32 protein-coding genes are annotated in these 25,637 nt (G+C 45.2%); 20 read left to right on the top strand and 12 right to left on the bottom strand.

The annotated features are described in order from the left end of the window. Positions 1-52: 52 nt before the first annotated feature. Positions 53-1,654, top strand: a complete 1,602-nt coding sequence (locus tag CPIN_RS28685; protein WP_012793386.1) for a Na+/H+ antiporter — start codon at positions 53-55, stop codon at positions 1,652-1,654. Between the two features lie 375 nt (positions 1,655-2,029). Then, positions 2,030-2,326, top strand: a complete 297-nt coding sequence (locus CPIN_RS28680) for an EF-hand domain-containing protein (protein ID WP_052306899.1) — start codon at positions 2,030-2,032, stop codon at positions 2,324-2,326. A gap of 67 nt (positions 2,327-2,393) precedes the next feature. Here CPIN_RS28680 and CPIN_RS28675 read toward each other — a convergent pair whose 3' ends face one another. From CPIN_RS28675 to CPIN_RS28665, 3 genes are read right to left on the bottom strand one after another with little or no spacing between them, the layout of a single operon-like run. After that, positions 2,394-3,161, bottom strand: a complete 768-nt coding sequence (locus CPIN_RS28675) for a tRNA(His) guanylyltransferase Thg1 family protein (RefSeq protein ID WP_012793384.1) — start codon at positions 3,159-3,161, stop codon at positions 2,394-2,396. Beyond that, positions 3,151-3,597 carry an AAA family ATPase gene (locus CPIN_RS28670; RefSeq protein WP_012793383.1) on the bottom strand — a complete coding sequence of 149 codons (447 nt, stop codon included), beginning with the start codon at positions 3,595-3,597 and terminating at the stop codon, positions 3,151-3,153. Before CPIN_RS28670 ends, CPIN_RS28675 begins: the two co-directional genes overlap by 11 nt. 42 nt (positions 3,598-3,639) lie before the next feature. Further along, complete coding sequence (locus CPIN_RS28665) at positions 3,640-4,371, bottom strand: protein phosphatase 2C domain-containing protein (protein ID WP_012793382.1); 732 nt, start codon at positions 4,369-4,371, stop codon at positions 3,640-3,642. 98 nt (positions 4,372-4,469) lie between these two features. On the opposite strand from CPIN_RS28665, the gene CPIN_RS28660 reads away from it, so the two are divergent. The 5 genes from CPIN_RS28660 to CPIN_RS28640 all read left to right on the top strand — a co-directional run bounded on the left by CPIN_RS28660 (position 4,470) and on the right by CPIN_RS28640 (position 7,603). Further along, positions 4,470-5,375: an AraC family transcriptional regulator gene (locus CPIN_RS28660; protein ID WP_012793381.1), complete on the top strand. Its 906-nt coding sequence runs from the start codon at positions 4,470-4,472 to the stop codon at positions 5,373-5,375. A gap of 65 nt (positions 5,376-5,440) precedes the next feature. Further along, positions 5,441-5,905 carry a hypothetical protein gene (locus tag CPIN_RS28655; protein ID WP_012793380.1) on the top strand — a complete coding sequence of 155 codons (465 nt, stop codon included), beginning with the start codon at positions 5,441-5,443 and terminating at the stop codon, positions 5,903-5,905. A gap of 2 nt (positions 5,906-5,907) precedes the next feature. After that, positions 5,908-6,213 carry a DUF3817 domain-containing protein gene (locus CPIN_RS28650; RefSeq protein ID WP_012793379.1) on the top strand — a complete coding sequence of 102 codons (306 nt, stop codon included), beginning with the start codon at positions 5,908-5,910 and terminating at the stop codon, positions 6,211-6,213. A gap of 26 nt (positions 6,214-6,239) precedes the next feature. Then, on the top strand, positions 6,240-7,001 hold the full coding sequence (locus CPIN_RS28645) for a helix-turn-helix transcriptional regulator (RefSeq protein WP_012793378.1): 762 nt from the start codon (positions 6,240-6,242) through the stop codon (positions 6,999-7,001). 239 nt (positions 7,002-7,240) lie between these two features. Then, a complete protein-coding gene (locus CPIN_RS28640; RefSeq protein ID WP_012793377.1) occupies positions 7,241-7,603 on the top strand; it encodes a glyoxalase superfamily protein in 363 nt (120 codons plus the stop codon). A 2-nt stretch (positions 7,604-7,605) separates the two neighbouring features. Here the strand turns inward: CPIN_RS28640 and CPIN_RS28635 are convergent, their stop codons facing one another. Together CPIN_RS28635 and CPIN_RS28630 are read right to left on the bottom strand one after the other, a co-directional pair. Continuing rightward, on the bottom strand, positions 7,606-8,055 hold the full coding sequence (locus CPIN_RS28635; protein WP_012793376.1) for a DinB family protein: 450 nt from the start codon (positions 8,053-8,055) through the stop codon (positions 7,606-7,608). Between the two features lie 52 nt (positions 8,056-8,107). Further along, positions 8,108-8,419: a hypothetical protein gene (locus tag CPIN_RS28630; protein WP_012793375.1), complete on the bottom strand. Its 312-nt coding sequence runs from the start codon at positions 8,417-8,419 to the stop codon at positions 8,108-8,110. 114 nt (positions 8,420-8,533) lie between these two features. Between CPIN_RS28630 and CPIN_RS28625 the strand changes: the two genes are divergently transcribed. Further along, complete coding sequence (locus tag CPIN_RS28625) at positions 8,534-9,034, top strand: GNAT family N-acetyltransferase (RefSeq protein ID WP_012793374.1); 501 nt, start codon at positions 8,534-8,536, stop codon at positions 9,032-9,034. Positions 9,035-9,162: 128 nt separating this feature from the next. Here the strand turns inward: CPIN_RS28625 and CPIN_RS28620 are convergent, their stop codons facing one another. The 3 genes from CPIN_RS28620 to CPIN_RS28610 all read right to left on the bottom strand — a co-directional run bounded on the left by CPIN_RS28620 (position 9,163) and on the right by CPIN_RS28610 (position 12,965). Further along, positions 9,163-11,409: a nitric-oxide reductase large subunit gene (locus tag CPIN_RS28620; RefSeq protein WP_012793373.1), complete on the bottom strand. Its 2,247-nt coding sequence runs from the start codon at positions 11,407-11,409 to the stop codon at positions 9,163-9,165. A 49-nt stretch (positions 11,410-11,458) separates the two neighbouring features. Next, the gene (gene ric, locus CPIN_RS28615; RefSeq protein WP_012793372.1) at positions 11,459-12,397 is read right to left on the bottom strand and encodes an iron-sulfur cluster repair di-iron protein; all 939 of its coding nucleotides are present in this window, start codon (positions 12,395-12,397) and stop codon (positions 11,459-11,461) included. Positions 12,398-12,530: 133 nt separating this feature from the next. Next, on the bottom strand, positions 12,531-12,965 hold the full coding sequence (locus tag CPIN_RS28610) for an RrF2 family transcriptional regulator (protein WP_012793371.1): 435 nt from the start codon (positions 12,963-12,965) through the stop codon (positions 12,531-12,533). 301 nt (positions 12,966-13,266) lie between these two features. On the opposite strand from CPIN_RS28610, the gene CPIN_RS28605 reads away from it, so the two are divergent. From CPIN_RS28605 to CPIN_RS28580, 6 genes are read left to right on the top strand one after another with little or no spacing between them, the layout of a single operon-like run. Further along, positions 13,267-15,417: a cbb3-type cytochrome c oxidase subunit I gene (locus tag CPIN_RS28605; RefSeq protein WP_245552042.1), complete on the top strand. Its 2,151-nt coding sequence runs from the start codon at positions 13,267-13,269 to the stop codon at positions 15,415-15,417. Between the two features lie 2 nt (positions 15,418-15,419). Further along, positions 15,420-16,436, top strand: coding sequence for a cytochrome c (locus CPIN_RS28600; protein ID WP_012793369.1), 1,017 nt, complete (start codon positions 15,420-15,422; stop codon positions 16,434-16,436). 21 nt (positions 16,437-16,457) lie between these two features. Further along, positions 16,458-16,718, top strand: coding sequence for a hypothetical protein (locus tag CPIN_RS28595; protein WP_012793368.1), 261 nt, complete (start codon positions 16,458-16,460; stop codon positions 16,716-16,718). Between the two features lie 8 nt (positions 16,719-16,726). Beyond that, positions 16,727-17,140: a hypothetical protein gene (locus CPIN_RS28590; RefSeq protein ID WP_012793367.1), complete on the top strand. Its 414-nt coding sequence runs from the start codon at positions 16,727-16,729 to the stop codon at positions 17,138-17,140. 8 nt (positions 17,141-17,148) lie between these two features. Beyond that, positions 17,149-17,547, top strand: coding sequence for a group III truncated hemoglobin (locus CPIN_RS28585; protein ID WP_012793366.1), 399 nt, complete (start codon positions 17,149-17,151; stop codon positions 17,545-17,547). Positions 17,548-17,557: 10 nt separating this feature from the next. Beyond that, positions 17,558-17,986, top strand: a complete 429-nt coding sequence (locus CPIN_RS28580; protein ID WP_012793365.1) for a hypothetical protein — start codon at positions 17,558-17,560, stop codon at positions 17,984-17,986. Positions 17,987-18,112: 126 nt separating this feature from the next. Here the strand turns inward: CPIN_RS28580 and CPIN_RS28575 are convergent, their stop codons facing one another. Together CPIN_RS28575 and CPIN_RS28570 are read right to left on the bottom strand one after the other, a co-directional pair. Next, the gene (locus CPIN_RS28575; protein ID WP_012793364.1) at positions 18,113-18,340 is read right to left on the bottom strand and encodes a hypothetical protein; all 228 of its coding nucleotides are present in this window, start codon (positions 18,338-18,340) and stop codon (positions 18,113-18,115) included. Positions 18,341-18,503: 163 nt separating this feature from the next. Then, a complete protein-coding gene (locus CPIN_RS28570) occupies positions 18,504-19,088 on the bottom strand; it encodes a phosphatase PAP2 family protein (protein WP_012793363.1) in 585 nt (194 codons plus the stop codon). Positions 19,089-19,190: 102 nt separating this feature from the next. On the opposite strand from CPIN_RS28570, the gene CPIN_RS39705 reads away from it, so the two are divergent. From CPIN_RS39705 to CPIN_RS28555, 4 genes are all read left to right on the top strand, one after another. Further along, positions 19,191-19,325 carry a helix-turn-helix transcriptional regulator gene (locus tag CPIN_RS39705; protein WP_222838155.1) on the top strand — a complete coding sequence of 45 codons (135 nt, stop codon included), beginning with the start codon at positions 19,191-19,193 and terminating at the stop codon, positions 19,323-19,325. Positions 19,326-19,435: 110 nt separating this feature from the next. Further along, positions 19,436-19,978: a DUF4199 domain-containing protein gene (locus tag CPIN_RS28565; RefSeq protein ID WP_012793362.1), complete on the top strand. Its 543-nt coding sequence runs from the start codon at positions 19,436-19,438 to the stop codon at positions 19,976-19,978. A gap of 105 nt (positions 19,979-20,083) precedes the next feature. Further along, a complete protein-coding gene (locus CPIN_RS28560; protein WP_012793361.1) occupies positions 20,084-20,995 on the top strand; it encodes a class I SAM-dependent methyltransferase in 912 nt (303 codons plus the stop codon). A gap of 101 nt (positions 20,996-21,096) precedes the next feature. Then, entirely contained in the window at positions 21,097-21,498 is a 402-nt protein-coding gene (locus CPIN_RS28555) for a DoxX family protein (protein WP_012793360.1), read from the top strand. 121 nt (positions 21,499-21,619) lie between these two features. On the opposite strand, the gene CPIN_RS28550 is transcribed toward CPIN_RS28555, so the two are convergent. After that, positions 21,620-22,462, bottom strand: coding sequence for a universal stress protein (locus tag CPIN_RS28550; RefSeq protein WP_012793359.1), 843 nt, complete (start codon positions 22,460-22,462; stop codon positions 21,620-21,622). A 253-nt stretch (positions 22,463-22,715) separates the two neighbouring features. Between CPIN_RS28550 and CPIN_RS37165 the strand changes: the two genes are divergently transcribed. Then, positions 22,716-23,276 (top strand): GNAT family N-acetyltransferase, encoded by a 561-nt coding sequence (locus CPIN_RS37165; RefSeq protein ID WP_012793358.1) that lies wholly within the window; start codon positions 22,716-22,718, stop codon positions 23,274-23,276. Positions 23,277-23,413: 137 nt separating this feature from the next. On the opposite strand, the gene CPIN_RS28540 is transcribed toward CPIN_RS37165, so the two are convergent. Then, a complete protein-coding gene (locus CPIN_RS28540; protein ID WP_012793357.1) occupies positions 23,414-25,021 on the bottom strand; it encodes an alpha-amylase family glycosyl hydrolase in 1,608 nt (535 codons plus the stop codon). 116 nt (positions 25,022-25,137) lie between these two features. Between CPIN_RS28540 and CPIN_RS28535 the strand changes: the two genes are divergently transcribed. Beyond that, positions 25,138-25,467 (top strand): DUF3175 domain-containing protein, encoded by a 330-nt coding sequence (locus tag CPIN_RS28535; protein ID WP_012793356.1) that lies wholly within the window; start codon positions 25,138-25,140, stop codon positions 25,465-25,467. Positions 25,468-25,637: the final 170 nt, after the last annotated feature.

Genomic DNA, 25,637 nt, shown 5'->3' with positions numbered 1-25,637 from the left:
AGTTGTTGAAATTCTTAATTTTTAATTCCTAATTCTTAATTAAATTAGTCCTATGCACTCTACATTCGTTCTGTACATTGGCCTCCTCCTTGTCATTCTTGTACTGGTAATGCTGGCTCAGCGTTTAAAGATCTCTTATCCTATTGTGCTGGTGCTCGGCGGACTGGCACTTAGTCTTATTCCCGGATTGCCCGACGTTTCCATTGATCCTGAACTGATATTCCTGCTGTTTCTGCCACCGCTGCTGTATGATGCGGCCTGGAACACTTCCTGGAAGGAATTCTGGAAGTGGCGGCGTGTGATCAGTTCTTTTGCATTTGGGATCATTCTGCTGACTTCCTGTGTCATAGCGGTTGTATCCAGTAGTCTGATTCCCGGTTTTACACTCGCGTTGGGCTTCCTGCTGGGAGGGATTATTTCTCCCCCGGATGCGGTTTCTGCTACTACGGTGATGCGCGGACTGGATGTGCCCAGAAGACTGGTTTCCATTATTGAAGGGGAAAGTCTGATGAATGACGCTTCCAGTTTGATTGTGTACCGGTTTGCGCTGGCAGCGGTGCTCACAGGTAGTTTTACCTTTCATGAAGCAGCGCTCAGTTTTGTGATTGTTATTGTGATGGGAATTGTAACCGGATTGGTCATTGCGCTGATCTTCTATGTGATTCACCGCTGGATGCCTACGACGGCGAGTATGGATACTGTACTGACATTTGTAGCGCCTTATGTAATGTATATAGTAGCCGAAGCGTTTCATTTCTCCGGTGTACTGGCGGTGGTCAGCGGAGGTTTGTTTATGTCCAATAGACAGCAAACGATCCTTAGTCATCTCAGTCGTTTACAAGGTGTCAATGTGTGGGCTACTGTCGGCTTTGTGTTGAATGGTATTGTTTTTATGCTGATAGGACTGGAGTTGCCGGTGATTGTCAGCGGACTGGGAGAAAGTTCGCTGAAACAGGCAATCTGGTATGGGTTGGTGATCTCTGCTGTGGTGATTGTTACGCGTATTCTCTGTACACAGGGAGCGGCTATATTTACTGTGTTTATCAGCAGATTTATCAAAACGGCAGATAACAAACCGGGATGGAAACTGCCCCTGGTTTTTGGATGGGCAGGTATGCGTGGGGTGGTATCCCTGGCAGCGGCGTTGTCTATACCGATCATGGCCGGCGGCAAAGCATTTCCGCAACGTAATATGATCCTGTTTATCACCTTTGTGGTGATATTGGTTACCCTGGTGTTGCAGGGGCTCACTTTGCCCTGGCTGATCAGGAAACTGGGCCTGGAAGAAGTGGATTATATGTCGGAGGTAGAGCAGGATACCCTGATCCGTAAAAAGTTGACCTTTATCGCTGTGCAGTTGCTGGATACGCAGTATAAGACTGATGTGGAAGAAAATGAGCTGATCCGTCAGTTACGTGCAACGATGGAGAATGAATATACCTTCCTGGAGAGTTATGCCGCATCACATGCAACGGATATAAACAGGCAACAGGCGATCAGCCGGTACCGCATCGTATTCAATGAACTGATTCATGAACAGCGGGAGATGTTGCAGAAGATTAATAAGAAAGCAGAGTTTGATGAAGAGATCGTACGGAAGCATATGTCGTTGCTGGATCTGGCGGAAGAAAAGATCACACAACAGTATAAATAAATTAGGAATTAGGAATTAGGAATTACGTCAATAGTTGTCAAAGTAAAGTAAAAGGCGTCTACCGATGGTGGGCGCTTTTTATTTTGTTTGATACGCAGCGATCTCCGCTGCATTCCAATTCTTAATTTTTTTATCCTCTGCCTGTTAAGCAGTTTTAACTACTGTTAAATACTGTTAAGCCTTTTAGACGACTGTTTTTGAGTATATCGAGCTGTAGTCCTTTCCTGTAAAGGGTTCTATAAGCAGTGTTTACTGTTGTGATGCTACAAGATAAAAAAGGAGGCTCCTGTTCCGGATTAAACTTACTCCTTCAAAACGGCTCCAAAGAATATCACTATAAACGAACAAAATTATTTTAATCCAAAACCCACAATTATGATGAAGAAAATTTTTGTTGCCGCGATACTGTTTACAGCACTGAGCACTGTTAAGACATATGCACAGGATCAGCAGCCTAAGCCAAAACATGAAGGTCTGTTCCAGAAATTGGATACTGACGGTGATGGCAAGATCAGCAAGGCGGAGGCAGACAAACAGGAGAAGGGCAGATTTAATCTGAAAGAGAAATTTGATGCTATTGACGCTAACAAGGATTCATATATTGACAAGGAAGAACTGAAAGCGTACAGAAAAAGCCAGAAGGAGAAGAGAGAAGCTGCTGGCAAGAAGTAGAATGATCGTAAGGACCATGCCCCGTTTCCCGTTTTACCGGGGCATGGTTTTATACATTACAGCGGACTTATTGCTCGCTTTGTTCAATCAGCTCTTGTATAAAACGGTTGTACTCGTCTTTTACCGGTAGTTCCTGGTTCACATACAACTGTCTTCTTTTCACCACTACCTGTTCGCCTGTTTTAGGATTGACGCCGTCTTTCTCCATCTCTGCCCAGTAAATACCGATCCCTCTTTTTTGCCAGGCCGGCAAATTATTAAAGTTGATATTATAGCGGAACAGCAGTTCATTTTTATCTGCCGTACTCATTTTTTCTATTGTATTGGTAGCGCTCTGACGTGTGTGATTGTCTCTACGCAATTGCCAGTAACAGTGTGCATTGAGGGCATTACGATGTGCATCTTCATTCCTCCATCTGAAATAATCTACCACGAGTTGCCGGTTAGGCAATTCGCAGATGCGGCAATCAAATGCTGCCAGACTACCCAGTTGCAGGGAGAATTTCGCGCTTGTTTCGCCCGCGAGAATGGAGTTGTACTTACGGTGTTTACGACCGAAAGCACCTTCTGCCAGGTGGAAAAGCAAGGATATTTCATCGCTTTCCGTATAGCCATACACGACGTTAAAGCCGCAGTTCATGAGGTGTTTTACAGTTTCCACCATATAGTCTCTGAATCGCGGATCAAAAGGGGCTTCAAAAGGATGCGTTTCCTTTGTTAGTTTGGTGAATCCTCTGCCGTCGATACGGGCTACCATGTACATACCCGGTAGTACGATCTTGTCATGCGCGGTTTCATAGATCCGCATTTTGCTGTCCAGTTCATCAAATTTCATTATTCCAGGCTTTAATTGTAAAACCATTTGTGTCTAATCCGACGTAATAGAGTTCGTCGAAACCTTCTTCCAGGCTGGGTATTTCCAGTTTTTTGTAGGTGTTCAATACGCCTACTTTCGGTATCAGGGCTTTGCCTGTACGCAGGTTGTTCCTTTCCAGTGCTTCTTCAAGCCTGGATTGGAAGTAATAACCCCTCACCTTGAATTTGTGTTGTCGGGCAAGGGAGATATACTTTTCTCTATCCGCTTTGCCAGGGTTAGTATTGTCAACAACGAAGGGTTGGCTGCTTTTGAAACATGCTTCGAGAAACAGGTCTTCCCTGTAACGGCTTTTCAGCAGGTCGAGCGAGATCCTTATGTGGGTCTGCAGGAAATGTTCTTTATAAAAGCCGGTTTTACCGGTAGCCTGTATCCCACAGAAAATAATTGCTTCCATGGTATAGGTTTGGGGTGGCGAAGATAAGTAAAAGCGGAGGGATCAGCTGTTTTTGCGGAGAAATCTGACAATAGCCAGATCATCCGTGGGCAGCATTCCGTATACGTGCTCCAGTGTTTTGCATTTCATATTCAGCATTTCATCCGATTCAGACTTCTCCTGGTCCATGAGGAGGAAGCGGATCGCGTCTATCGGGGCTACTGCCGGATTGAAAGGTTTGAAACTGGTGATGCCGTCTGTGGCGAGACTGATATCCAGTAAGTTACTGAATGCTATACGGTACTGACGCTGGTACCAGCTGTCGAAATGTTCGGAGAGGTGATAGCCGATGTAATCGGGTTTGTTATCCCGGTCGAATATGCTGACATGTCCGTTGATACTGATTGCGCCGTCCCCGATGACCAGGAGGATGGCTTTGTCGGCCTTATAATCGGCTACCATCAGCAGGAGTGTGGTCAGTAATTCATTTCGGTCCAGTTGTATCTGGTTCCGGAGGGCGTTCAGTTCAGCAAACAGCTGGCGGGTGATATCCTGGAGGTGTTCTTCCGGGGAAATATTGACCAGTGAGCGCATATCGTCATATCCTTTTGCCTTGACGATTTTCCGTAACAGCTTGCCTGTCAATGTAGAAATGAGATGACTGTCAGTACCCATGGTACAGCCATCCATCACTGCAGCGACAAACGTATGCGGGTTAATATTGCCATGGAAAAGGTAATCCTCACAATTATTAAGATGATATGTTCCTCTTTGCAGCGTGGTATAGATATTCATAGAGAGGCACAAAAATAATGATTCCTTTGGGTAAAATTTTTTAACGGGTGTAAAATATTCTGCAGGTCCGTTCGTCTACCTTGTTTTAGTCTTTAGCAATGAATGAGATCAAGGTATATGATGCCCGGACCTTCACTTCCCGTTTTATGCCTTCCACTGAGCTGGATGCCTTACTAAAGGGGGATCTGACTAGGTTTCTGGCCTGTAAACTGGAAGATATGTACCGTCATGTGAAACAGGCGGTGCCGCCTTCCCGGTCCGCTACGCACTCCTGTTTGTACCTGACGGCGGGTACCGCAACCATGAAGATCGGCAGTGAAATATACACGATTGGCAAGGATGAAATGTTATTTGTCCCTGCCGGACAGGTGTTTTCTTTTGGGGAGGATGACGAAAATGAAGGGTATATCTGCAATTTTCATGATGACATGCTGTTGGGGAAATATGGGAACAGTGAGTTACTGAAAGCGTTTGAGTTCCTGAAAGTCTGGGGGAATCCCCGTATATGCCTGGATGAACGGACGTCAGCTTATGTCCTGCATCTCTTCAGCCGTATCGTTACGGAGTACATGGAACATGGTGTACAGCAGCTGGATATTCTTCAGCCTAACCTGGTTGCGTTGCTTTGTGAAGTGAACAGGGCTTATCAGCCTTTGCGCAGTAATCAGCCGCACAGTGCTTCGGATATCACCAACCGGTTCCGTGAAATGGTGTTCCAGTATGCCAGCACCAGGCATCTGGTTAGCGATTATGCCGCTTTGCTCAATGTTTCTCCCAGTCATCTCAATAAATCCGTCAGGACAATGACGAGCAAGTCGCCTGCCAAATGGATCGATGAAGCCATCGTTATGGAAGCAAAAGTCTTACTCAGCCAGTTTGATAGTCCTATCAGCGAAGTTGCTTTACAGGTTGGTTTTGAGGACCAGTCTTATTTTACCCGTCTGTTTAAACGTTATGAAGGGGTGACGCCCACTGAATTCAGGAAAATGATCAAAATGTCCTAAATGACGCGCTGTATGTCCTAAAGGATCTTTGCTTTTCAGCGGAGCTTTGCGGACAAACGATACCGATGTACTTTTCTTTGTTGCTGTTGCATTCTTTTTTCCGGTGGATGGTGGTTGTCAGTCTGCTGTTTGCCATCGGAAGGAGTCTCCGGGGTTGGATAAACAAACGTCCTTTTACCGCTACTGATAATACCATCAGGCATCTTACGGCCACGATTGCGCATATACAACTCGCTATCGGATATGTGCTTTATTTTAATAGTCCGCTGGTTACTTATTTCAGATCACATTACCGCGAAGCGATAACACAGGCAGATTACCGTTTTTTCGGTCTGCTGCATGTCCTGTTAATGACGACAGGTGTGATCGTTATTACCATTGGTTCTTCTGCTGCAAAACGCATGGATACGGATCAGCGTAAATTCCGGACAATGGCTTTATTGTTCCTGGCGGGTTCGCTTATAATTTTTATTGCTATACCATGGCCTTTTTCGCCGCTGGCGCACAGGCCATATTTAAGAACATTTTAAAGATGATGCATTTATTTCGTACAAAAGTGGGCCGGTTGAGATTGATCGGTTTCCTGGAAGGAGTTTCTTTGTTGGTATTAACCGGGATTGCGATGCCTATGAAGTATGCTGCGGATAATCCTTCTATGGTGAAGATTATGGGACCGATACATGGGTTCTTCTTTGTGACATTTGTGATCAATGCGTTGAGTGTGGGGATTGAGTACAAGTGGAAGTTCACGGATATCACCTGGAAAGTATTATTAGCCTGTATAATTCCGTTTGGTACTTTCTACATTGATTACCGTATTCTGCGCAAGATGGAATAGCTTATATTTGTGTATAGCCTGCCATTATGCATATTGAACAGTATAAACCGGTTGCTGTCTTACAGCCTTTCATCAGATCAATTATGATCATTGAAAGTGAATATGCATTACAGAATGAGGTATTGCCTGATACTTCATTGGTGATGGCGTTCCGGCTGAAAGGGAATGTAGCTGCCAGTGATTATGGTACATTGCCTTCAGCTGTTATTGCTGGTCTCCGTAAAACATCACGTACTTTATTGTATGCAGGCAATACTGCTAATTTGCTGGTGGTGTTCCGTGAGGATGGTGCGGCTGCGTTTTTTAAAGCGTCCTTACATGAATTATTTGGGGCTTCAGCTGCGCTCGATAATTTTATTGATCAACAGATATTGAGGGATATCAGTGAACAACTGGCGGAGGCAAGTGATTATGCAGCTGCTGTTCATAAGATACAGGAATTCCTGTTGACATTATGGAAACATGCAGTGCCGGATCTTTTGGTGCATACGGCTATCAGGCAAATCCGGCAGGCTAATGGCAACGTCCGAATTAAAGAACTGTTACATCATTTATATATCAGTCAGGATGCTTTTGAGAAAAGATTCCGCCGTATTACGGGTGCTACGCCTAAGCAATTTGCTGCCATTGTCAGATTAAGATCAGTTATCGACCGGTCAAATGATGCTACGCTGACGGAAACCGCGTATAATGCAGGATACTTTGATCAGGCGCATTTCATTAAAGATTTCAAGGCATTTACTGGTAAGACCCCTGGGGAATTTTACCGGTCGCAGCTTTTCTGGTAAGTGACCAGTGCTTGTATTTGTTTGTCATTGGCAGCTGCGATCGTTGGTGAGATGGTTGCTGTTGCAGTTTACAATACTAAAATGTATTTATCCGGATGCAATGTTCCAATTACAATATAACAGATAAGCTTCGGGGAGAGGTGACAAGTTAAAAGTGCCTGACAGCTGATAGCCCACTATCAAAGACGGTGGCACAAGCTCCTTTACATTTTAATTCCTGATTTTTAATTGAATAAAGTATGTCAATAGTTAAGCCTGTCCTCCGCGCCTTCGACTACGCAAAAGCCATGGAGTTTTATGTTGATTGGTTAGGCTTCCAGGTGGACTGGGAACACAGACCGGAAGACACACCGTTTTACCTCCAGCTTTCTATGAGAGATATCATATTGCATCTTTCAGAACATCATGGAGATGCCAGTCCCGGTGCTTCGGTATATGTAGATGAATTTACAGACCTGCGTGCTTATCATCAGTTACTGATAGACAAACAATATAAATATAACCGTCCCGGAATGGAAGAAGCATTCTATGATCCTTCCATTTTATTAGTGACGGTAAACGATCCTTTTTATAATAAGATCATATTCGCAGGAAAGAAATAAGATTACCGGTCCAGTAATCTTCTGTGGTAATTAATCTGGCCCAGGTGATATGTTAAGTGGGTAGCCAGATGGATCAACATAAAACCGGTGGTTTGTTTTGCTTCAAATACCTCAATAGGGTATTCCTGCTCCAGTCTGGCTGGTGGCAGTGCAGACAATGCTTTGTCTACTATAGCAATTGTATCTTCTATCTTTTGCAACAATTCAGCGCGCGGCACATCCTTCAAGGAAAATTCAGCATCCCTGTCGCGCACATAACCCGACTGTCCTAAATGAAGTCCGATGAATGTATTGAGATTTCCTACCAGATGTAAGCAAAGATTTCCTGCGGAGTTTGCAATGTTGGCATCAATTGTCCATAGAGCAGGCTCATGCTGATAGGCGGAAATTTCTGTCTTGAGCTTATTAAGATCCCGGTTGAATAACTGCCTGAGTGTTGTTATTGTAGTCATATATAAGATAATACCTTTATGCAAGATACTTCTTTTTCTACGGGATGTTGCATTAATTGGACACGCTGCGGTAGAGATAGGCTTTCACGATCTCGGTATTATCTACTTGTTCCAGTATAGGTTTTTTAGTAGAGAACAATGCACCTTCAACGGTTTTCTGGAGGTATTTCTGATTCCAGTGCATAATGGCCAGCTCAGGAGTTTTTCCATATCCGTAAACACCATACTCAGGGCGTTCACCAATGAAGCAGCAGTACTCGTTTCCGTCGTGTATCAGGATGGGTTTATATTTTTTTACTGCCTCCTGTATGTCTGGTGAATTGTAATCAACAGAAATGATTTTAATCTCATGTGTCGTTTCCATAGCACTATTTTTGATAGAAATATCTCCAATAAATATGCCACGCCAAGCATGAAAATGATTACTTTTATTCCATTCAATTATATTGAAATTTTATTTAAGGTAAATAAGCAGTAAATGAACGGTGCGATTTATGTCCGGCATGTGTCTGTAAAGGACGCAGCGCAGGTTGCAGCTTTATCAGCAGAGTTAGGTTACCCCTCGACAGTGAAAGACACTATTACTTACATCCAGGCTATTGACAAAAGTATCTGTGATGTGGCCTATGTCGCAGTTAGTGGAGAGACCGTTTTAGGATGGATTCATGTATGCTATACCATTCGTCTCGAATCAGGTCCGTTCTGCGAAATTGGCGGACTGGTAGTATCCCGTAATACTCTTGGAAAAGGTATTGGCAGATTGCTGGTTGAGAAGGCCAAAAAATGGTCTGCTGAAAGAAACATTGAAAAGCTGCGTGTGCGCAGTAATGTGATCAGAGAAGGATCACATGCCTTTTATGTTAAAACCGGCTTCGTCGAATACAAACAACAGAAGGTATTTGAATATACGATAGGAGCAGAGGTACTTAATGAAAAGGCAGCAGAAGGTGTGAAGGTTGTGGAAGGGAAGAACGAATAGGAATAAAGATGAACAGTTAAGGACGAAGATGTAGAAAGACATTAAGTGCCGCCTGCAAACCCAGTTTGAGGCGGCACTTTTTAGTATGAACCTGTTATTAGTTTTTGTGATGTTTCAATATTGCTTGTTTAATTCCTGGTTCCTTTTCTTGACCATCCTGTTTTCAGTCCTATAATAAACACAACCAGTAAAGTTTCGCCTATCGCCAGCATAATATCTCCTGGTACGCGGAACCAACGTAAGGTTTGCATCGTGTCCGTCTGCATAAACTCGGCTGACCTTGCATACCAGTATCCATGCTGAATAGACGCAATGCCCTGCATGATACCTATCGGCAGCATACTGATGCTGACCATGACAAGCAACCCTATATTTATTAACCAGAAAGCGGTACCGATCAGTTTCTCATTCCAGTGGTGATCGGGATATAATCCTCTCAATACAAACAGCATCAGACCGATACCCAGTATACCGTATACGCCGAATAAAGCGGTATGTCCGTGAACGGCGGTGGTATTCAATCCCTGAATATAATAAAGCGCTATTGGCGGATTAATGGCAAATCCGAAGATGCCGGCGCCCAGGAAGTTCCAGAAACAGATGGCTATGAAACAATAGATAGGCCACTTGTATGCTTTGATCCATGGCGTAGATTTACTGAGTGTGTAGTTGTGATATGCTTCATAACCGATCAATACCAGCGGTACTATCTCCAGTGCGCTGAAGGTAGCGCCCAGTGCCAATACGGCGACAGGTGTTGCGCTGAAATAGATGTGATGGAAGGTGCCTAATATACCACCAGCCAGGAAGATAATGGTAGAGAACAGTACGCCGATGGTGGCTGACTGCATCCGTAGTAGTCCCAGGCGGCAGAAAAGAAATGCTGACACGACGGTTGCGAATACCTCAAAGAATCCTTCTACCCACAGGTGTACTACCCACCAGCGCCAGTATTCGGCAATGGCCAGGTGCGTCTGACGGCCATACATTAATCCTGCTGCGTAGAACACCGCGATAGCGATGGAGGCAATGATGAAGAGGGTGAGCAGGTGGCGGCTTTCGTCTTTCTTTCTTAATGCAGGCAGCAAGGCGCGCATCATTAAGCCCAACCAAAGAATGAGACCTACCAGCAATAGTATCTGCCATATTCTTCCGAGTTCGATGTACTCATAACCCTGGTGTCCCCAAAGGAAATTATCGACCAATCCTAACTTCTGCATGACACCTAGCCATTGTCCGGTCAGGGAACCACCTACTACGATGATCAGTGCAATAAAGAGGACATTTACACCTAGTTGCTGATAACGCGGTTCGTATCCTGAGATAGCGGGCCCCATGTACAAACCGGTGGCCAGCCAGGAAGTGGCGATCCAGAAGATAGCTAATTGCACGTGCCAGCTGCGGGAGATAGATTGCGGGAGGAATTTGTCCAGTGGTATACCATAGAAACCCTGTCCTTCCACACCATAGTGGGCAGTGATAATACCGGCCAGCATCTGCACCAGTATGAGAATGCTGACTACCCAGATGTATTTGAGGGTCGCCTTCATGGAGGGAGTGGGTTTCATGTCGCGCAGCGGATCCTGTTTCGGCAGATCGATATGCTCGTTATCGTGGTTACGCACATGATACAAGACAAGTAGTGCAATACAACCCAGGAGTAGTAGAACGCTGAAGCCTGACCATAAGTGAAGGGAGGCGGAAGGCGTGTTACCAACTGTTTCGTCATTCGGCCAGTTGTTGGTGTAAGTAACATGGGTGCCGTCGGGACGTTCACTGATACATACCCAGGTGCTCCAGGCAAAGAATGCGGCCATCAGGCGCATCCGCTCCGGATCTTTTATAGTGCCTTCCGGTATCGCGTATTGTTTGCGGAGCGCACTGAGTGTTGGATCATTCATGAACAGTTTAGCATAATAGGCGGCCAGTTGTCTGGATACTTTTGCCCTGCTATCGGAATAGGTAATCGTGTTTTGTACCGGATCAAAGGTGTTTTTTCTCAGGTCCAGTTTCATGCGTTCTTTATACACGAGTTGTTCTTCTGCCGGCAGGGTACTATAGACCTTTCCGTCTTTTACAGCCAGTACTTCCAGCATGGCCAGTGATTCACGGTGCAGGTAATCGGCTGTCCAGTCAGGAGCGATGTAAGCGCCATGTCCCCAGATGCTGCCGACTGTTTGTCCGCCGATGGATTGCCACACATTCTGTCCGTCTTTAATATCCTGTCCGCTGAATAGTACTTCACCCGTTTCACTCACTACTTTATCAGGAATAGGAGGTGCTTTTCTATATATATCATTGCCGAAGAAGATGAGTACAGCGAATGAGCTGACCATTACCAGGGCCAGCGTAAGCCATAGTTTTTTCGTTGTCATAAATGTTGGTTTGTAAATAGATGTAAGGGCTTGTAGAGGAAGCGTTTTATTACGATAGCTGCTGTTCCAGTTGTACCGCTTTAGGAAAGAGTATGTTGTTCTCCAGGTGGATATGTATCAGCAGGTCAGCTTCGAATTCCTTCATCTTGTTAAAGAGGAAAGCATAGGTATTACAGGCGCTTTCCGGCAGTGTATAGTTGTTTGTCAGCTGACGGAAGGCTTGTAGTTCTTCTCCGGATGCTTCATGTTCTGCACGCATTACTTTTACAGCACTTAGTACCAGCTCTCTTCCGGAAGTATCATGTGGTTCCTTCTCAAGTTGTAAGATAGCGGGGAAAAGAATGTGTTCTTCTTTATGAAGATGTAATTGCAGATCTTTCAGAAAAGCAAGTGTGCCTGCTTCGAAGTGTTGTAGTTCCGGCTGTTCAGCACCGTGTACTTTTGCGACTTTTGTGACCAGTTGTTCTATTACAGGAATGTTTTCTTTTACATAGCGATGATGGGTACTGACGATATAATCGATCAGTTCATCAGCTGTCTGGTTAATGAAGTTCTTTGCCAGCTGGAACGGGGTATTTTTAGTGATTGCTTCCAGTTCACTCAGGAGTGTTTCTTCCGTGATGTTGGCTTTTGCAGCGGCTTCTTTCAATGTAATATTGCCACCGCAGCAGAAGTCTATGCCATATTTACCAAATACTTCCGCTTTCCGGTAGTCAGCAGCGGTAATGTCAGCCACGGTGATCTGATCAGGGGACTGTGTTCTTTTTTTAACTATTACCCGGCAGAGATCCGGTCCGTCCTGGAGATATTCAAACGTCAGTATATTTCCTTTTTTGCTGAGCAACTCATAATAGAGCGGCCGTGGATCATGATCGTTGTGTATGATAAAACTATCGCCGGGCAGTAAGGCTTCAAACGTCTGAATGAGCGTCTGGTGCCGGATGGCAGGAGATAGGGCTGGTACGTCCAGTGTTGTTATTGTGGTCATCTCTTGTTTCTTTTAATTGTCAAATGAATCGCCGGTATTGTGTTTCTTCCGGCTTGTCTTATATTAAGACCTTTTTGTCCTTTATTATGGTGATATAAAATACCTTTTTATCTCTTATTGTTTCAAAAAAAATTTAGTCTCTGCGAAGGAAGGTGAGTTTCTGATCCAATTCTTCCTGGAGATCGCCTACTCTTGTTTTGTTGAGCATATTGGTGATATCCTTTCTGATTTTGGTAAACTCATGATGAAGCGGGCAGGGATGTTTGTCGGAGCATTGTTTTAATCCGAGGCCACATCCGGAGAAGATATTATCGCCGTCTACAGCTTTTACGATAGTGGCAAGTGATGTTTTGCGGGCGCTGTTATCCAGGTAGAAACCACCAGTTGGTCCTTTCATGGATTGTACCACTCCTTTTCTGCCAAGCTCCTGTAATATCTTGGCAATAAAGTACTCGGGGGAATCGATCCCTTTTGCAATATCCCTGATACCGATCTTGCTTCCGTCTTTCGATTTCTGCGCAATAAATATCATGGCACGAATGGCATATTCACATGTCTTTGAAAACATCTTTTCAATTTAATGCAGCAAAGATAAGTGGATTTAAAAATAAAAGACAAAAATATCTTTTTATAGAAAATGCTATTCTACTCATTGTTAGTGAGTAGCGTGAAATGTACACGAGAATCCATGAAAAATAAAAGACAAAAACATCTTTTATTTAAGAACAATGTATACCTTTGGCCTGCGGAAAGGTATATTTTCCTGCAGATACTTCCGGAACGATCTACATAGGATACTATTCTGATACGCGCCTGTTATGCAAACGGGACGGATACATTAGAGGACACAACTTTTATTCTGCTTTATCATGGTTAATCAACTCATGCGGGTATTGCCTGTCTTGCTGACGGCGGTACCGCTACCTCTATTCGCTACTCCCAGAGGCCGCGCTTTTTTCTCCACGGACTCAATCGACGGACTGTTATTTATTCTGCTGTCGCTGGTGATGATATTGCTTATTGTGGCTATTTTTCTGAAAGTGCGTACTAATATAATGCGTTCGAAAAATACTACACGGCCACCAGTATCTGACACCACAAAATTCAATGAATATATCAGCACCCTTAGTAGCAAGAGTATTGATGCTTATCTCACATTAAAGGAAAAAAAACAACACAAGGGAAATAATGCTTTGAAGGGAATGCTGCTGCTATTACTGGCAGGTGGAGTATATAGTTTGCCGGCCAGCGCTCAACAGATAGATGCTAAACCGTCGTCTTTGCTACAGGAGACCGGCATCATCACTACCCTTATTTTATTACTTATTCCTATTGTAACCGGCGTTATACTGATGGCGGTGAAGGTATCGGGACTGATCCGCCGTCGTACGCGTGAAAGGAACCTGGAAGAGGCGACTGTCTTTGCCGATTACCTGACGCAACCCAATGATCCTGTTATAGAAGAGGCGTTGGAGCGAAGGAAAAAGGCACTGGCTTATCATTTACATAATAGTGAGCTGGCAGGGAATGCTGATGCAGAAGATACCAGGGGCTTAGTGGGGAATATCAATATTCACACAGGTCTTTCTGTAGTAGCGCAGAAGCAGCGGGCAAGGCCGCGACCTGCTGTTGATCCGGAGCTCTCAAAACTTGTGATGTGGTACCTGGGATGTGCGGCTTTTTGGTTGTTATTTGGTACTACGGTGGGAGAATATGTCGGGATCAAATTTGTAAGTCCTGATGTGGATCATCTTAGCTGGCTGAGTTTTGGTCGTCTTCGTCCGGTACATACCAATGCAGTTTTCTGGGGATGGGCTTCCCTCGGTATGTTGGGGCTAGGTTACTATGTCGTGCCGCGTGTAAGTAATGTGCCACTGGCGAGTCTGAACCAGGGTCGTTGGTCACTGATCCTGATCAATGCAGCTGTAATACTGGGCTCTGTCAGTCTGATGGCAGGTATTAATAACGCCGGCGGAGAATACCGTGAATATATCTGGCCAATACAATTACTGTTTGGTATCGGGCTGGTCATCACTTTATACAATTTCATCAATACCATCGCCGTAAGAACTACGAAGGAAATTTATATCTCTAACTGGTACATCGTAGCGGCGCTGATGTTTGCACTGGTGATATCTGTGGTTGCTTATGTACCCTGGTGGCAGGATGGATTGGGAGAGACCATCGTACAGGGGTATTATATGCACCAGGGAGTCGGTATGTGGTTTATGTTGTTTACACTGGGTATTGTGTATTACTTCTTACCACAACAGCTCAATAAGCCGATTTATTCTTACAGTCTGGGGATCCTTGCTTTCTGGGCGCAGATCCTTTTCTATACATTGATCGGTACGCATCATTTTGTCTTCAGCGCTATTCCTTGGTGGTTGCAGACAGTCGCTATTGTGGGTTCTGTAGGAATGATTATTCCTGTTGCTGCCGGTACAACCAACTTTATCATGACCTTCCGTAATGGCTGGTATAAGATTGCATCCAGTTATACACTGCCCTTCTTCCTGGTAGGGATCATCTTCTATTTTACCGGTTCGTTGCAGGGGACGGCAGAGGCGTTTCGCTCCACCAATCTGATATGGCATTTTACCGACTTTACGGTAGCGCATTCGCATCTGACCATGTATGGGATCATCAGCTTCTTTCTGTGGGCGGGTATCTATGCGGTCGTGCCCCGTTTATCGGGTAAGGAGGCTCCGCAGATCACGGTGGGTGCACACTTCTGGCTGGCATTGATAGGGCTGTTGTTTTATACAATTCCATTGATGTATGGCAGTACGCTGAAGGGTATTATGTGGATGCAGGAGAAGCCTTTTATTGAGAGTGTTATTATGATGGCGCCTTACTGGTTATGGCGGGCGATAGGTGGTAGTCTGATGTGGTTATCGCATCTTTTCTTCGCCTATAATCTTTACAAGATGATCCTGGGGGATGATACTACTGATGTAAAAGGGGCTGCCATCGAGAAACTGAATCAATCTTATTCTGAAATAGCATCAACGCTGTAGTCATGGAGTTATTTGATAATCATAAAAGTCTGTACAGGACCGCTTTCCTGTTGTTCGTTATACTTACTGTATTTGTTGCTATTATTCCTGCTATGAACAACCAGCGTAACAATGCACCTTTACCGGAGGCACCGGTATTGAGTCCGGCGGCAGTGAAAGGAAAGGCGTTGTTTGTGAGCAATGGTTGTGTGGCTTGTCACACGCAGCAGGTCCGTAATGTTGAGATGGATAAAAAATGGGGTTCAAGACCCAGTATTGCGGCAGATTATGCCGACAATCACCGTACTGATTTCTGGCGGAATACGGCTACGCTGATGGGTACAGAACGTACCGGCCCTGATCTTACAGATATTGGCACCCGTCAGCCGAGTGAGGACTGGCACCTGACACACCTGTTCAATCCACGTATCGTAGCACCTGCATCTGTTATGTCGGCTTATTCCTGGTTATTTACAGAGAAGAAAGAAGCGGCTAAAAATGATGTGGTGGTAAAGATACCGGATGAATACAAGGAGGAAGGGACCGTTATTGTGGCAACGCTACAGGCTTTACAACTGGTGACTTATTTAAAGGAGCTGAAACAGGTGAAGCTGCCGGATGGTACGGAGACACCTGCTTTCCTGTATGCGCAAAAAGCTTCCGCGGCAAATGCTACTACCGGAGCCGCTGCAGGGGCGCCTGACGGAACGACCTTGTACGCTAATAACTGTCAGAGTTGTCATCAGCAGAATGGAGAAGGATTAAAAGGGGCTTTTCCGCCACTGAAAGACAGCAAGATCGTACTGGATCCTGAACCGCTGCAATACGTCAATATCATCATGAATGGTTATGATGGTCGTGTCAGTGAGGGCTATGGCGTTATGCCGGCAGTAGGTGCGAATGCGAATCTGTCAGCAGAAGAAGTGACCGCTATTATGAACCATGAGCGTACCAGCTGGGGGAATAATGCGCCAAAGGTGACGGTAGAGCAGGTACGGAAGTACCTGGAGGAAACAAAGGCAAAAGCCACCGCTCAATAAGCATTAAAAATGACCTGTATTATGTACAAAAAAACACTCTTTTCAGCTTTGTTACTTATGTGCTGCCAGCCAATTGTAATGGCCTGTGACGCCTGTAAGAAGAAACAGGCGGTGGTGCTCGGCGGACTCACCCATGGTAAGACACCAGACAGTAACTGGGACTATCTCATTGTAGTTGTGATGGTTGTGGTTGTACTGGTCATTTTCTTTTATTCTGTGAAATGGTTGATCCGTCCCGGTGAAAAGTCGGCCGGCCACATCAAACAATTTATCCTTGAATAAATGCAGCTATGAAAGACAAGAGTACGATATACATATTTATAGACGAAGATGTAAAACCCATTGCCATCCTGGAATCTCCGGTTAACTTTGAACTGGATACGACCCGGTTGGTGGATGGGCAGCATACCCTGAAGATCGTCAGCCGTGATCCCTCGGGAAAGGAAGGTATCCGGCTGGTACCATTTGAAGTACGTAACGGACCGGCGATCTCTATTGAAGGGATTGCTGAAAATGCGGTAGTAGACGGGATTGTGCCGGTCATGATCAATGCGTACGGGAAAGGAGATCAGCGTAATTTCCTGATCATCGGTAGTGAGACGCCACAAAGTATACCTTTCTGGGTGTTTGTGCTGCTGATCGCTTTTGTGGGCTGGGCAATTTATTATTGCGTCACCTCGCCACTGGAACTATTAAACAAGTAAGATATATTATGGCAGATGTTGAGAAGGGGCCGCAGTTGGCGGATATTCAGACAGACGAAGATGTAAGGCAGCTGGTGTATACCTTTTATGACAAGGTGAGGGCGGATGCATTACTGGGGCCGGTATTTGAAAAAGCGATCGGAAGCGACTGGGAGCCGCATCTACAGATCATGTGCAATTTCTGGAGCACGATGTTGTTGTATTCCGGCAAGTACCGGGGCGATCCGATGAGTAAACATATGTCGTTGCCGATTGATCCGCAGCATTTCAGTCAGTGGCTGGCGCTTTTTACGGCTACCCTGGATAGCCTTTTTAAAGGGGAGGTGGCCGACAATGCAAAAGCACGGGCTAATAATATAGCCAGGATCATGCAGTCGATGCTGGGTTTCCCTTTGAATAATAAATAAGGAAGGAGACATGTTGAAGATTCTTTTTTTGTCATTGCCATTGTTATGGTGTGGTATGGTAATGAGCATCAGTTTTATGGAGGCGCCGTTGAAATTCAGAGCGCCTGGTATCACACCGGCATTGGGATCAGGGATTGGCAGATTGGTGTTCCGTACGCTGAACAGAATAGAATGTGCCGCATTTGTCGGCTGGTTGTTGCTGTTCTTTAGCGTTGCCAACGATATCTCATATCTGTGGATGATGTTGCCGGTGGGGATCGTATTGTTGTTGCAGACTAGCTGGCTGCTGCCTTTACTGGACGCGCGTGTAACGATGGTGCATCAAGGGAAAACACCGCCCCGCGATCTGAATCATGTCTACTATATCGGCGGAGAGGTGATTAAATGTGCACTACTGCTGGTAACAGCTTTTACGCAGTTAGCTGGATTTATTAAATAAGGGTAAAGGGTAAATAAGCAACCGGAGCAATGGGGCTCTCTTTTATCATCAGGAGAGGCCTTTTGCTCCGGTATTGCATGCGGCGGAAGGGGAAGGATGAATGATCAGGTATCAGAAATGGCGTTTTTAACAGATTTCATCTTCCAGCACTGCTGCATCAAAGCCTGCTTTTTGTAAGAGGCGGATCAACCACAATTCATCTACTTTTCCGGAGATACATTCCACGCGTAATATCCGGTCACAATCTTCCAGGTCAAAGTTAGCCCTGTAACTACTGTACGTGTTGTGTATCTGTTCCAGGAGCAGGAGGGCATTTGTCCGGCTGTTAACGGTGGTTTTAAATACTTCTACCATATACACAAATATTTCAGGTTGTAGGTCATGCAGGCGCTGCCTGGGGCAATGACTCCCTGTAGGGCGCCTTATGATAGCAAAAGTATGCGAAACCTTATGGTTGCGTAGGTCGTGAACGCGACATAAAAGGGGGGGAAATGGGACATTTTAATGTGCGGAATACTTATGGTCTGATAAAACCCATTCCAAATGCGGTACCTACACCGAGCAGCGCGCCTGCTGTTACATCTGTCGGATAGTGAACGCCCAGATACATCCTGGAATATCCCACCGCGCCTGACCAGAGGAAAGCGGGTGCGAGAACATACCATTTCGGGTAAGCCCTGGCAAGTGCAGTTGCCGAGCTGAAAGCAGAAGAAGTATGCCCCGAGGGGAAGGAGGTGGACTTTGGCTGATAGACGGCCGTCAGGTGTGTATTGGAAATAAACGGCCGGGGACGTTTTACCAGTTTCTTAATAAGTGTGTTCAGCAGAAAGGTGGTGGCTGTACTGCTGGCGACGTAAAGGGCATTTTGCCGCATATCGGGATTGTGATCAATAATACCCGCTACCAGCAGGCCGGCAGGTATCGCTACATTCACATAGTCATTGGTGTTGGAAATAAGGAGCCAGGTTTTTGTTTGTCCGGGCGTCCTTCTGGCAGCCAGGTATTCCAGTGTACGATCGTCGAAAGTCTGCAGCCTTGACTGGGCTAGGATGGGGGAGTAGGCCGTTGTCAGCAGTAATACCGTAGTGTAAAATTGTTTCATGTCCTGTCTTTATAAATACCTGTTTTTCTACCTGTTGGAGGATGAATTTACAAAATAATGCGGGTAAATACACATTAACCGGCAGCAGGAAATTGGTTAATTTTGCATACACCTGACCGCCTTTTTCTCTCTCTTAATACGATTAAGACGCATTCGCTGCGTCTGTTCTCCAAAATGGATGTCGAAAGAAGGACGCAAGCGATTGAAAAAGCTAAGCGTTTAAATATCATTCCTTAATGGTGTCAACCTTTTGGGTGAAATACCGTTTTATAGCAGAATCACCCTAAAGTATGAACCGGAATAAGAAAGGATCCGGCATATTTGTTCCCATCACCTAAACTGAATGTATGAAAAAGAATGTATTGACTTTTGGGATCATCGCAGGACTGATCGTTACCGCGATGATGGTTGCTTCTTCATTGGCATGTTATTACAATCTCAACTTTAAGGGGAATGAGGTTTTAGTATATACCGGGATGCTGGTGGCCTTCCCCTTCATTTTTATAGGGGTAAGGAATTACCGGAACAAATATAGCCAGGGGGTGATTACTTTTGGGAAGGCTTTTAAAGTAGGGTTCTTTATTGCTCTTATCGCATCCAGCTATTATACGCTGGTATGGCTGGCAGAATATTATCTTTTCATTCCGGATTTTGTGGATAAGTACGCCAATCACGTGATGACACAGGCAAAGGCAAGCGGGGCTACAGAGGCACAGCTGGCCGGTAAAGCAAAAGACCTGGAATTTGTGTATACGATGTATAAAACACCAATAGGGGTGATTGCAGCAACTTACATGGAAGTCCTGCCCCTGGGAACGATCGTGGCATTGATCAGTGCATTGATACTCAGGCGCCGTTCCGGTAAATTATCAGGAGTACTCAGTAATTAATGGCGTATTTCTTGTAGCAGGATCGTGCGAAAACCGGCTTAGTTGATAAAATTAAATGTTTTCACTAGATTGGCTGAAATTCGATGTCATAAAACTATTGTTTACATGAAAAGTCCTGTTACAGGTGGTAATCGCCTTGAGTTGATCACTACGTTTCCGACAGAATCAATAATTAAGATTTACGAAGATGAGCTAAAGGTGGATACGCGTCGTTTCTTCAAGGGGGTACCTGCTGTAGAATTGTATGAGTGCCGTGATACCGGATACCGGTTTTATTATCCGGAGGGCATTCTGGGAGATGGGCAGTTCTATGCTGACCTGAATAAAGACGATGTAGGATATTATTCCACCACCCGATGGGAACATACATATGCTACCAGTCTGATCAAACCCGGTCAGAAGGTATTGGAAATCGGTGCAGGCGACGGCTTTTTCCTGGAACAGCTGAAAAAGTCCAATATCGATGCGATTGGCCTGGAATTGAACGTTGCCGCTATTGCAAAAGGTGAGAAGAAGGGACTGCGCATGTATAACGAGATGATCGAAGACCATGCGGATGGGCATGTCGGAGAATATGACGTTGTTTGCTGTTTTCAGGTACTGGAGCATATCTATAATGTGAAGAGCTTTCTGGATGCCAGTCTGAAAGCGCTGAAGAGAGGGGGTAAACTAATCATCGGGGTGCCTAACAACAATCCTTATCTCTTCAAACAGGATAAATGGCATACGCTTAACCTGCCTCCACATCATGCCGGTTTGTGGAACAAAAGGGCTTTTACCGAATTGCAGAAGTTCTACGATGTGACACCACAGGACATTATTGTTGAACCATTAAGTAATAATAAATCATTTGCAAGACGTTGGTATCTGGCGCAACGTAACTACTATAAAGAAAAGAAATCTTTCCTGGGTGGGCTTATTTCCATTATTCCTGCACCAATAGGAAAAATGGTTGTTAAGCTGTTTTCTCCATGGATCGACGGCTTTAATATCGTGGCGGTATTTACCAAAAACTAAGGAAAACAGCCGAATGTCCTGAATACACCCTCAAACTGTCGGATTCACACATGACATCCTTTCCGAAATGCTGATATGTTTGCATCATAAAACTTACTATTATGAAAACGAACAAAGTCAGGATCTTCTATTGGGTAGCAACAGGCATTTTTGCATTAATGATGCTGATGGATGCAATAGGTGGTATTACCCATGAAGCAACCGGAGTGGCTATTATGAAACACCTTGGTTACCCGGAATATGTACTGACGATTTTCGGGGTTGCTAAACTACTGGGTGCGATCGCGATCCTTCAACCTAAATTTCATACCATCAGGGAATGGGCTTATGCCGGTTTTGCGATCAATTTTATCGGTGCATTCTGCTCAAGAGCAGCTGTAGGTGATCCGGTCGGTGAACTGATCCCGCCTGTGGTAGCCCTACTGATTATGTTTGTACCGTATTATGCCTGGAAACGTTTCGAAGCTACAAAAGAGACTTCTCACCGTCTGGCTGCCATCTGATAAGATCATGGACTATATATCCTGACCGGGATATACATTGACGACATTCCTGTGCATCAGGACGAAAAATGTATATCCCGGAAACTTTTATTTCAATAGAAAAAGATTAGTATTGATGGAACTATGCAGGTAATATCAGCAGCGGCACGTCACTGTTCCAGGCCAGTTGTTTCGAAACACTTTTACTAAACAGCGTAGCCAGCAATCCTTTCTTTTCGTGTATCGCAATGATCAGCGCAATGTTATTGTCTGCCGCGAATTTATTAATCCCTTCAGTTACGTTACTATTCTCTACGTAATGAAAAGACGGCCGGTATTTGTCCAGTAACTGATGAAGATGTGAGATGTCTTCGTTTGTTTCCGCAGATAATTCTTCATCCCCTGCAACGTTTACTACAAACAATTCTTCTGCCTGCAGACTGTTGAGTAATGTTACCATTCCGGGTAGTGCTTTCCCTTTCCTGAGTATTTCAAAATCCACAGCCAGCATCACTCGTTGCGGTGCTACCAGTTTTGCGTCTTCCGGTACAATGACCAGGGGATAGGCACAGTTTTCCATGATGCGGATACTATGACTACCGATCAGGAATTTTTCCAGATTAGATTTATCTGAAATACCTGCTACTACGAGACTCACGTCTTCCTGTCCGACTACCTTCTTCACAGCTTCTTCCAGTATATCATCTTCTGATAAAGTGTCGATGCGGATATCGCCAGCGTCTGCTTCCAGCCGTTTGCTTAATATGTTCAGCTGCGACATACTTTCTTTTAACAGTTCATCCGGATTTGCCTGTATAATGGGTAGTTCGGGAGTAATGGGCACGTTTGATACGGGCTCCAGACTCTGATATGCGTTGAGTAGAAGGATGCGTTTGCAGTTGAGGCGGCCGGCCAGGTGGATGGCGTAGTGGGCGGCCTGTAGTGCTACAGGGGAGAAGTCGGTGAGGACAAGGATGGTTTGCATGAGAAGAGGGTTTGTTATGGTATAGGAGGTATAAAAATCAGGCCAGTATGAGATGGGAGATGTGTTTTTTGAATCGTCTGATATAGAAAGCAAGCTGAAAAAATCAGCTTGAAATTACAGCGGTCTGAAGCGACGGATTGTGCTACAGGTAAGCGTATGGAATTTTTTTTGTTTTAATTTTTATCTGTAATTTCGATTTGTCATGTTGACCCGAATGTCAGTTTTGTAAATCCATACACCAACATATTTATGAATGAAAATTATGCCCGGCCTCTTCGGGGATGATGATCTGTTTGAAGACTTTTTTGTGAAAGTTGTTCATTTTGATTACCGTGAAAATCCAGGAATCATCCGAAAAATCGTTACCAGTGAGAAGATGCTAAAGGATTTTAAGGAGGAAGAAAACATGATGGTCAGCACTAAACATCGCGACAGGGATTACGTAGATGATCTCAAGAGGTGGAAGCTTAGAAAGCAGATTATTAATGAGCTATTTACCTTAAACAGACCGGGTAATGAAGAAGAGATAACGCAGGGGGCTGGCTATCTCGCCGATCTTGCTGTCAGTCCGGAGTACCAGCAATTCGGTATCGGTAAGCAACTACTGGCAATCACGAAACAGCGGGTAGGAGAAGAGTCTATGATCTTATTATTGTCGGTGCCAGACGCAATGGAGTATTATCCCAAGGTGGGATTTTCAAAAGAAGACCGGGGCTTTATCATGCATCGAACGAAGCAGTATTACGTATTGTTATCACAAATATCCTCCTTATTTCCCACGCCCACGATACACATTCACCACATACCTACCTGAATCTATCTGATAAGAGTAACACAAGTGCAAATAATAGCATCAGTGCAGCTGCGGCTAATAACAGATGATGTGGGTTACGGGCTAAATATAGTCTTTTTATGGCAGTAGCAATTGCCGCCCGATATAGCATAATCTTCTTATTCTGCGAGTCTTATTACCAGTCCTTCGTCCCCGTCCAGACTGATGGTATCTTTTACCGCCGTACCCGTGATTTCGGGAAAGGTTGCTATCTCAACTTTACCGGAAAAAGAGAAATGAGCCGGTCTGAAATAGCAGGGCAGGTGAGAGAGGTTCAGTACGATCAGAAAGGCGGGATGTCCTGCTTCTTGTCTGATGAAGGCAAGCAGCTGATTATCGGCATATACCGGTTTGTAATCGCCGCTGCTGAGGGAGGGTTCTTTTCTCCGCAGGTCGATCAGTTCCCGGTATAGTGTCAGCATAGAATAAGGATCATGCTGCTGTGTGCTGACATTCACCCGTTGCCAGGTCTTGGAGAGGCGTAACCAGGGTTTACCACTGGTGAAACCGGCATTCGGACTATCATCCCATTGCATCGGCGTACGGGAGGGATCTCTGCTCAGGTTTTTATCAGGCATATTGAGCCCCTGGGGGTCTTGTACTTCTTCGAATGGAATGGCGACATTACGCATGGCTATTTCATCACCGTAATAGATGGTAGGCGTACCGCGCAGGGTAAGTAATAACATGGCGGCTACCCGGGCCTGTAATTGTCCGACGCGACTGGCAATACGATGCTGATCGTGATTACTCAACACCCAGTTAGGCCATCCCTGGTTAGGGAGCGCTCCCTCATATTGGTCGATAGCGACCGCAAGAGATGCCGATTGCCAGGGGAGGGAAAGCAACTGGAAATTGAAAGGCAGATGTGCGCCTTTGTTGTCAACACCGTAATAGGCCATCAGTTGTTGTAAGGGCAGGTATATTTCTCCGATCATCACTCGGTCACCGTCAAACTCTTCCATAACTGCCCGCATGTTACGCACCACTTCATGTACTTCCGGCTGATCTGTAGAATAAACAGGTAATTGCTGGGAATAAGTCCCCATATGTGCTTCATAATCCGGATTAGTGGGATTGTTACGGAGTTGTTTATCCTTGATCATATGCCACATCACATCTACACGGAAGCCGTCTACTCCTTTCTGCAGCCAGTACCGCATCACGTCAAACATAGCTGCCTGTACTTCCGGATTACGCCAGTTAAGATCCGGTTGTTCTTTGAGAAAGGCATGGTAGTAGTATTGCTGGGTGCTGGGATCCCATTCCCAGGCTTCTCCGCCAAAGACACTCAGCCAGTTATTAGGCGCTCCGCCGTCTGGCAGGGGATCGTGCCAGATGTACCAGTCTCTTTTCGGATTGTCAAGCGAAGAGCGGGATTCGAGGAACCAGGGGTGCTGATTGGAAGTGTGATTGGGTACCAGATCCAGTAGTAGTTTCATCCCCCTGTCATGTACTTCTTTGAGTAGTTTGTCGAAGTCTTCCTGGTTGCCAAACAAAGGATGTATGCCTGTATAATCAGCAATATCATAACCGAAATCAGCCATGGGAGAAGGATAAATCGGAGAAAGCCATACTGCGTCTATACCCAGCCATTGCAGGTAATCCAGTCTGCTGATCACGCCATTCAGATCGCCTACGCCATCACCGTTGCTATCCTGGAATGAACGGGGATATACCTGATAGATAACGCCTGTCTGCCACCATTTGTCGTAAATTGTTGCCATTACTGATGAGGTTTTGATGATACGCTATCTGTTCACAACATTTTTGCCAGAAATATGGCCGCCGGGATCAGCTGTAGTTTCGGCGTGAAGCTTGTGGGCTGGATTAAAAAACGATTATGGCAAGACCCAGAGCAAAGAAACACACGGTGCGCCGGGCAGGCAGAAAGAGCTCCGGTAGAAAATGGTCGGCGCATGTCAATGAAACCAGCGATGCCATGGACCTGCGGGGCGGAATCTTCAAGAGTGAGGATCCGGAAAAGATTGCCCGCTCCCTGAAAAGATCGGCTACAAAAAGCCGCCGTAGAAAAGGTACACCCTATCAGTCAGCCATGTCCATGTTGAACTTTTATATCAACAGGGCCGGTAAGAATTTACCGGAGAAACAACAACAAGTGCTGGAAGATGCCAAGGGGGAATTAAGAAAGGTTTTTGGCCGGGAAGTGTAGTTTATTTCCAGCTGACAGCAAGGTGACTGCAGGCATTTCGTTTATTGTTATCAATCAGTGCCTGTGGTTACTTTTACTGATGAAAAGCACCAATAGTTTTGCGTACAATCCTTATCTTGCCCCCGTAATTTTAGCTTTTCACGTTATTTTCTTTTAGCCACATCAGCTAT

Source organism: Chitinophaga pinensis DSM 2588 (assembly GCF_000024005.1).
Taxonomy (GTDB): Bacteria; Bacteroidota; Bacteroidia; order Chitinophagales; family Chitinophagaceae; genus Chitinophaga; species Chitinophaga pinensis.
This window is presented reverse-complemented; position numbering and strand designations above follow the sequence as displayed.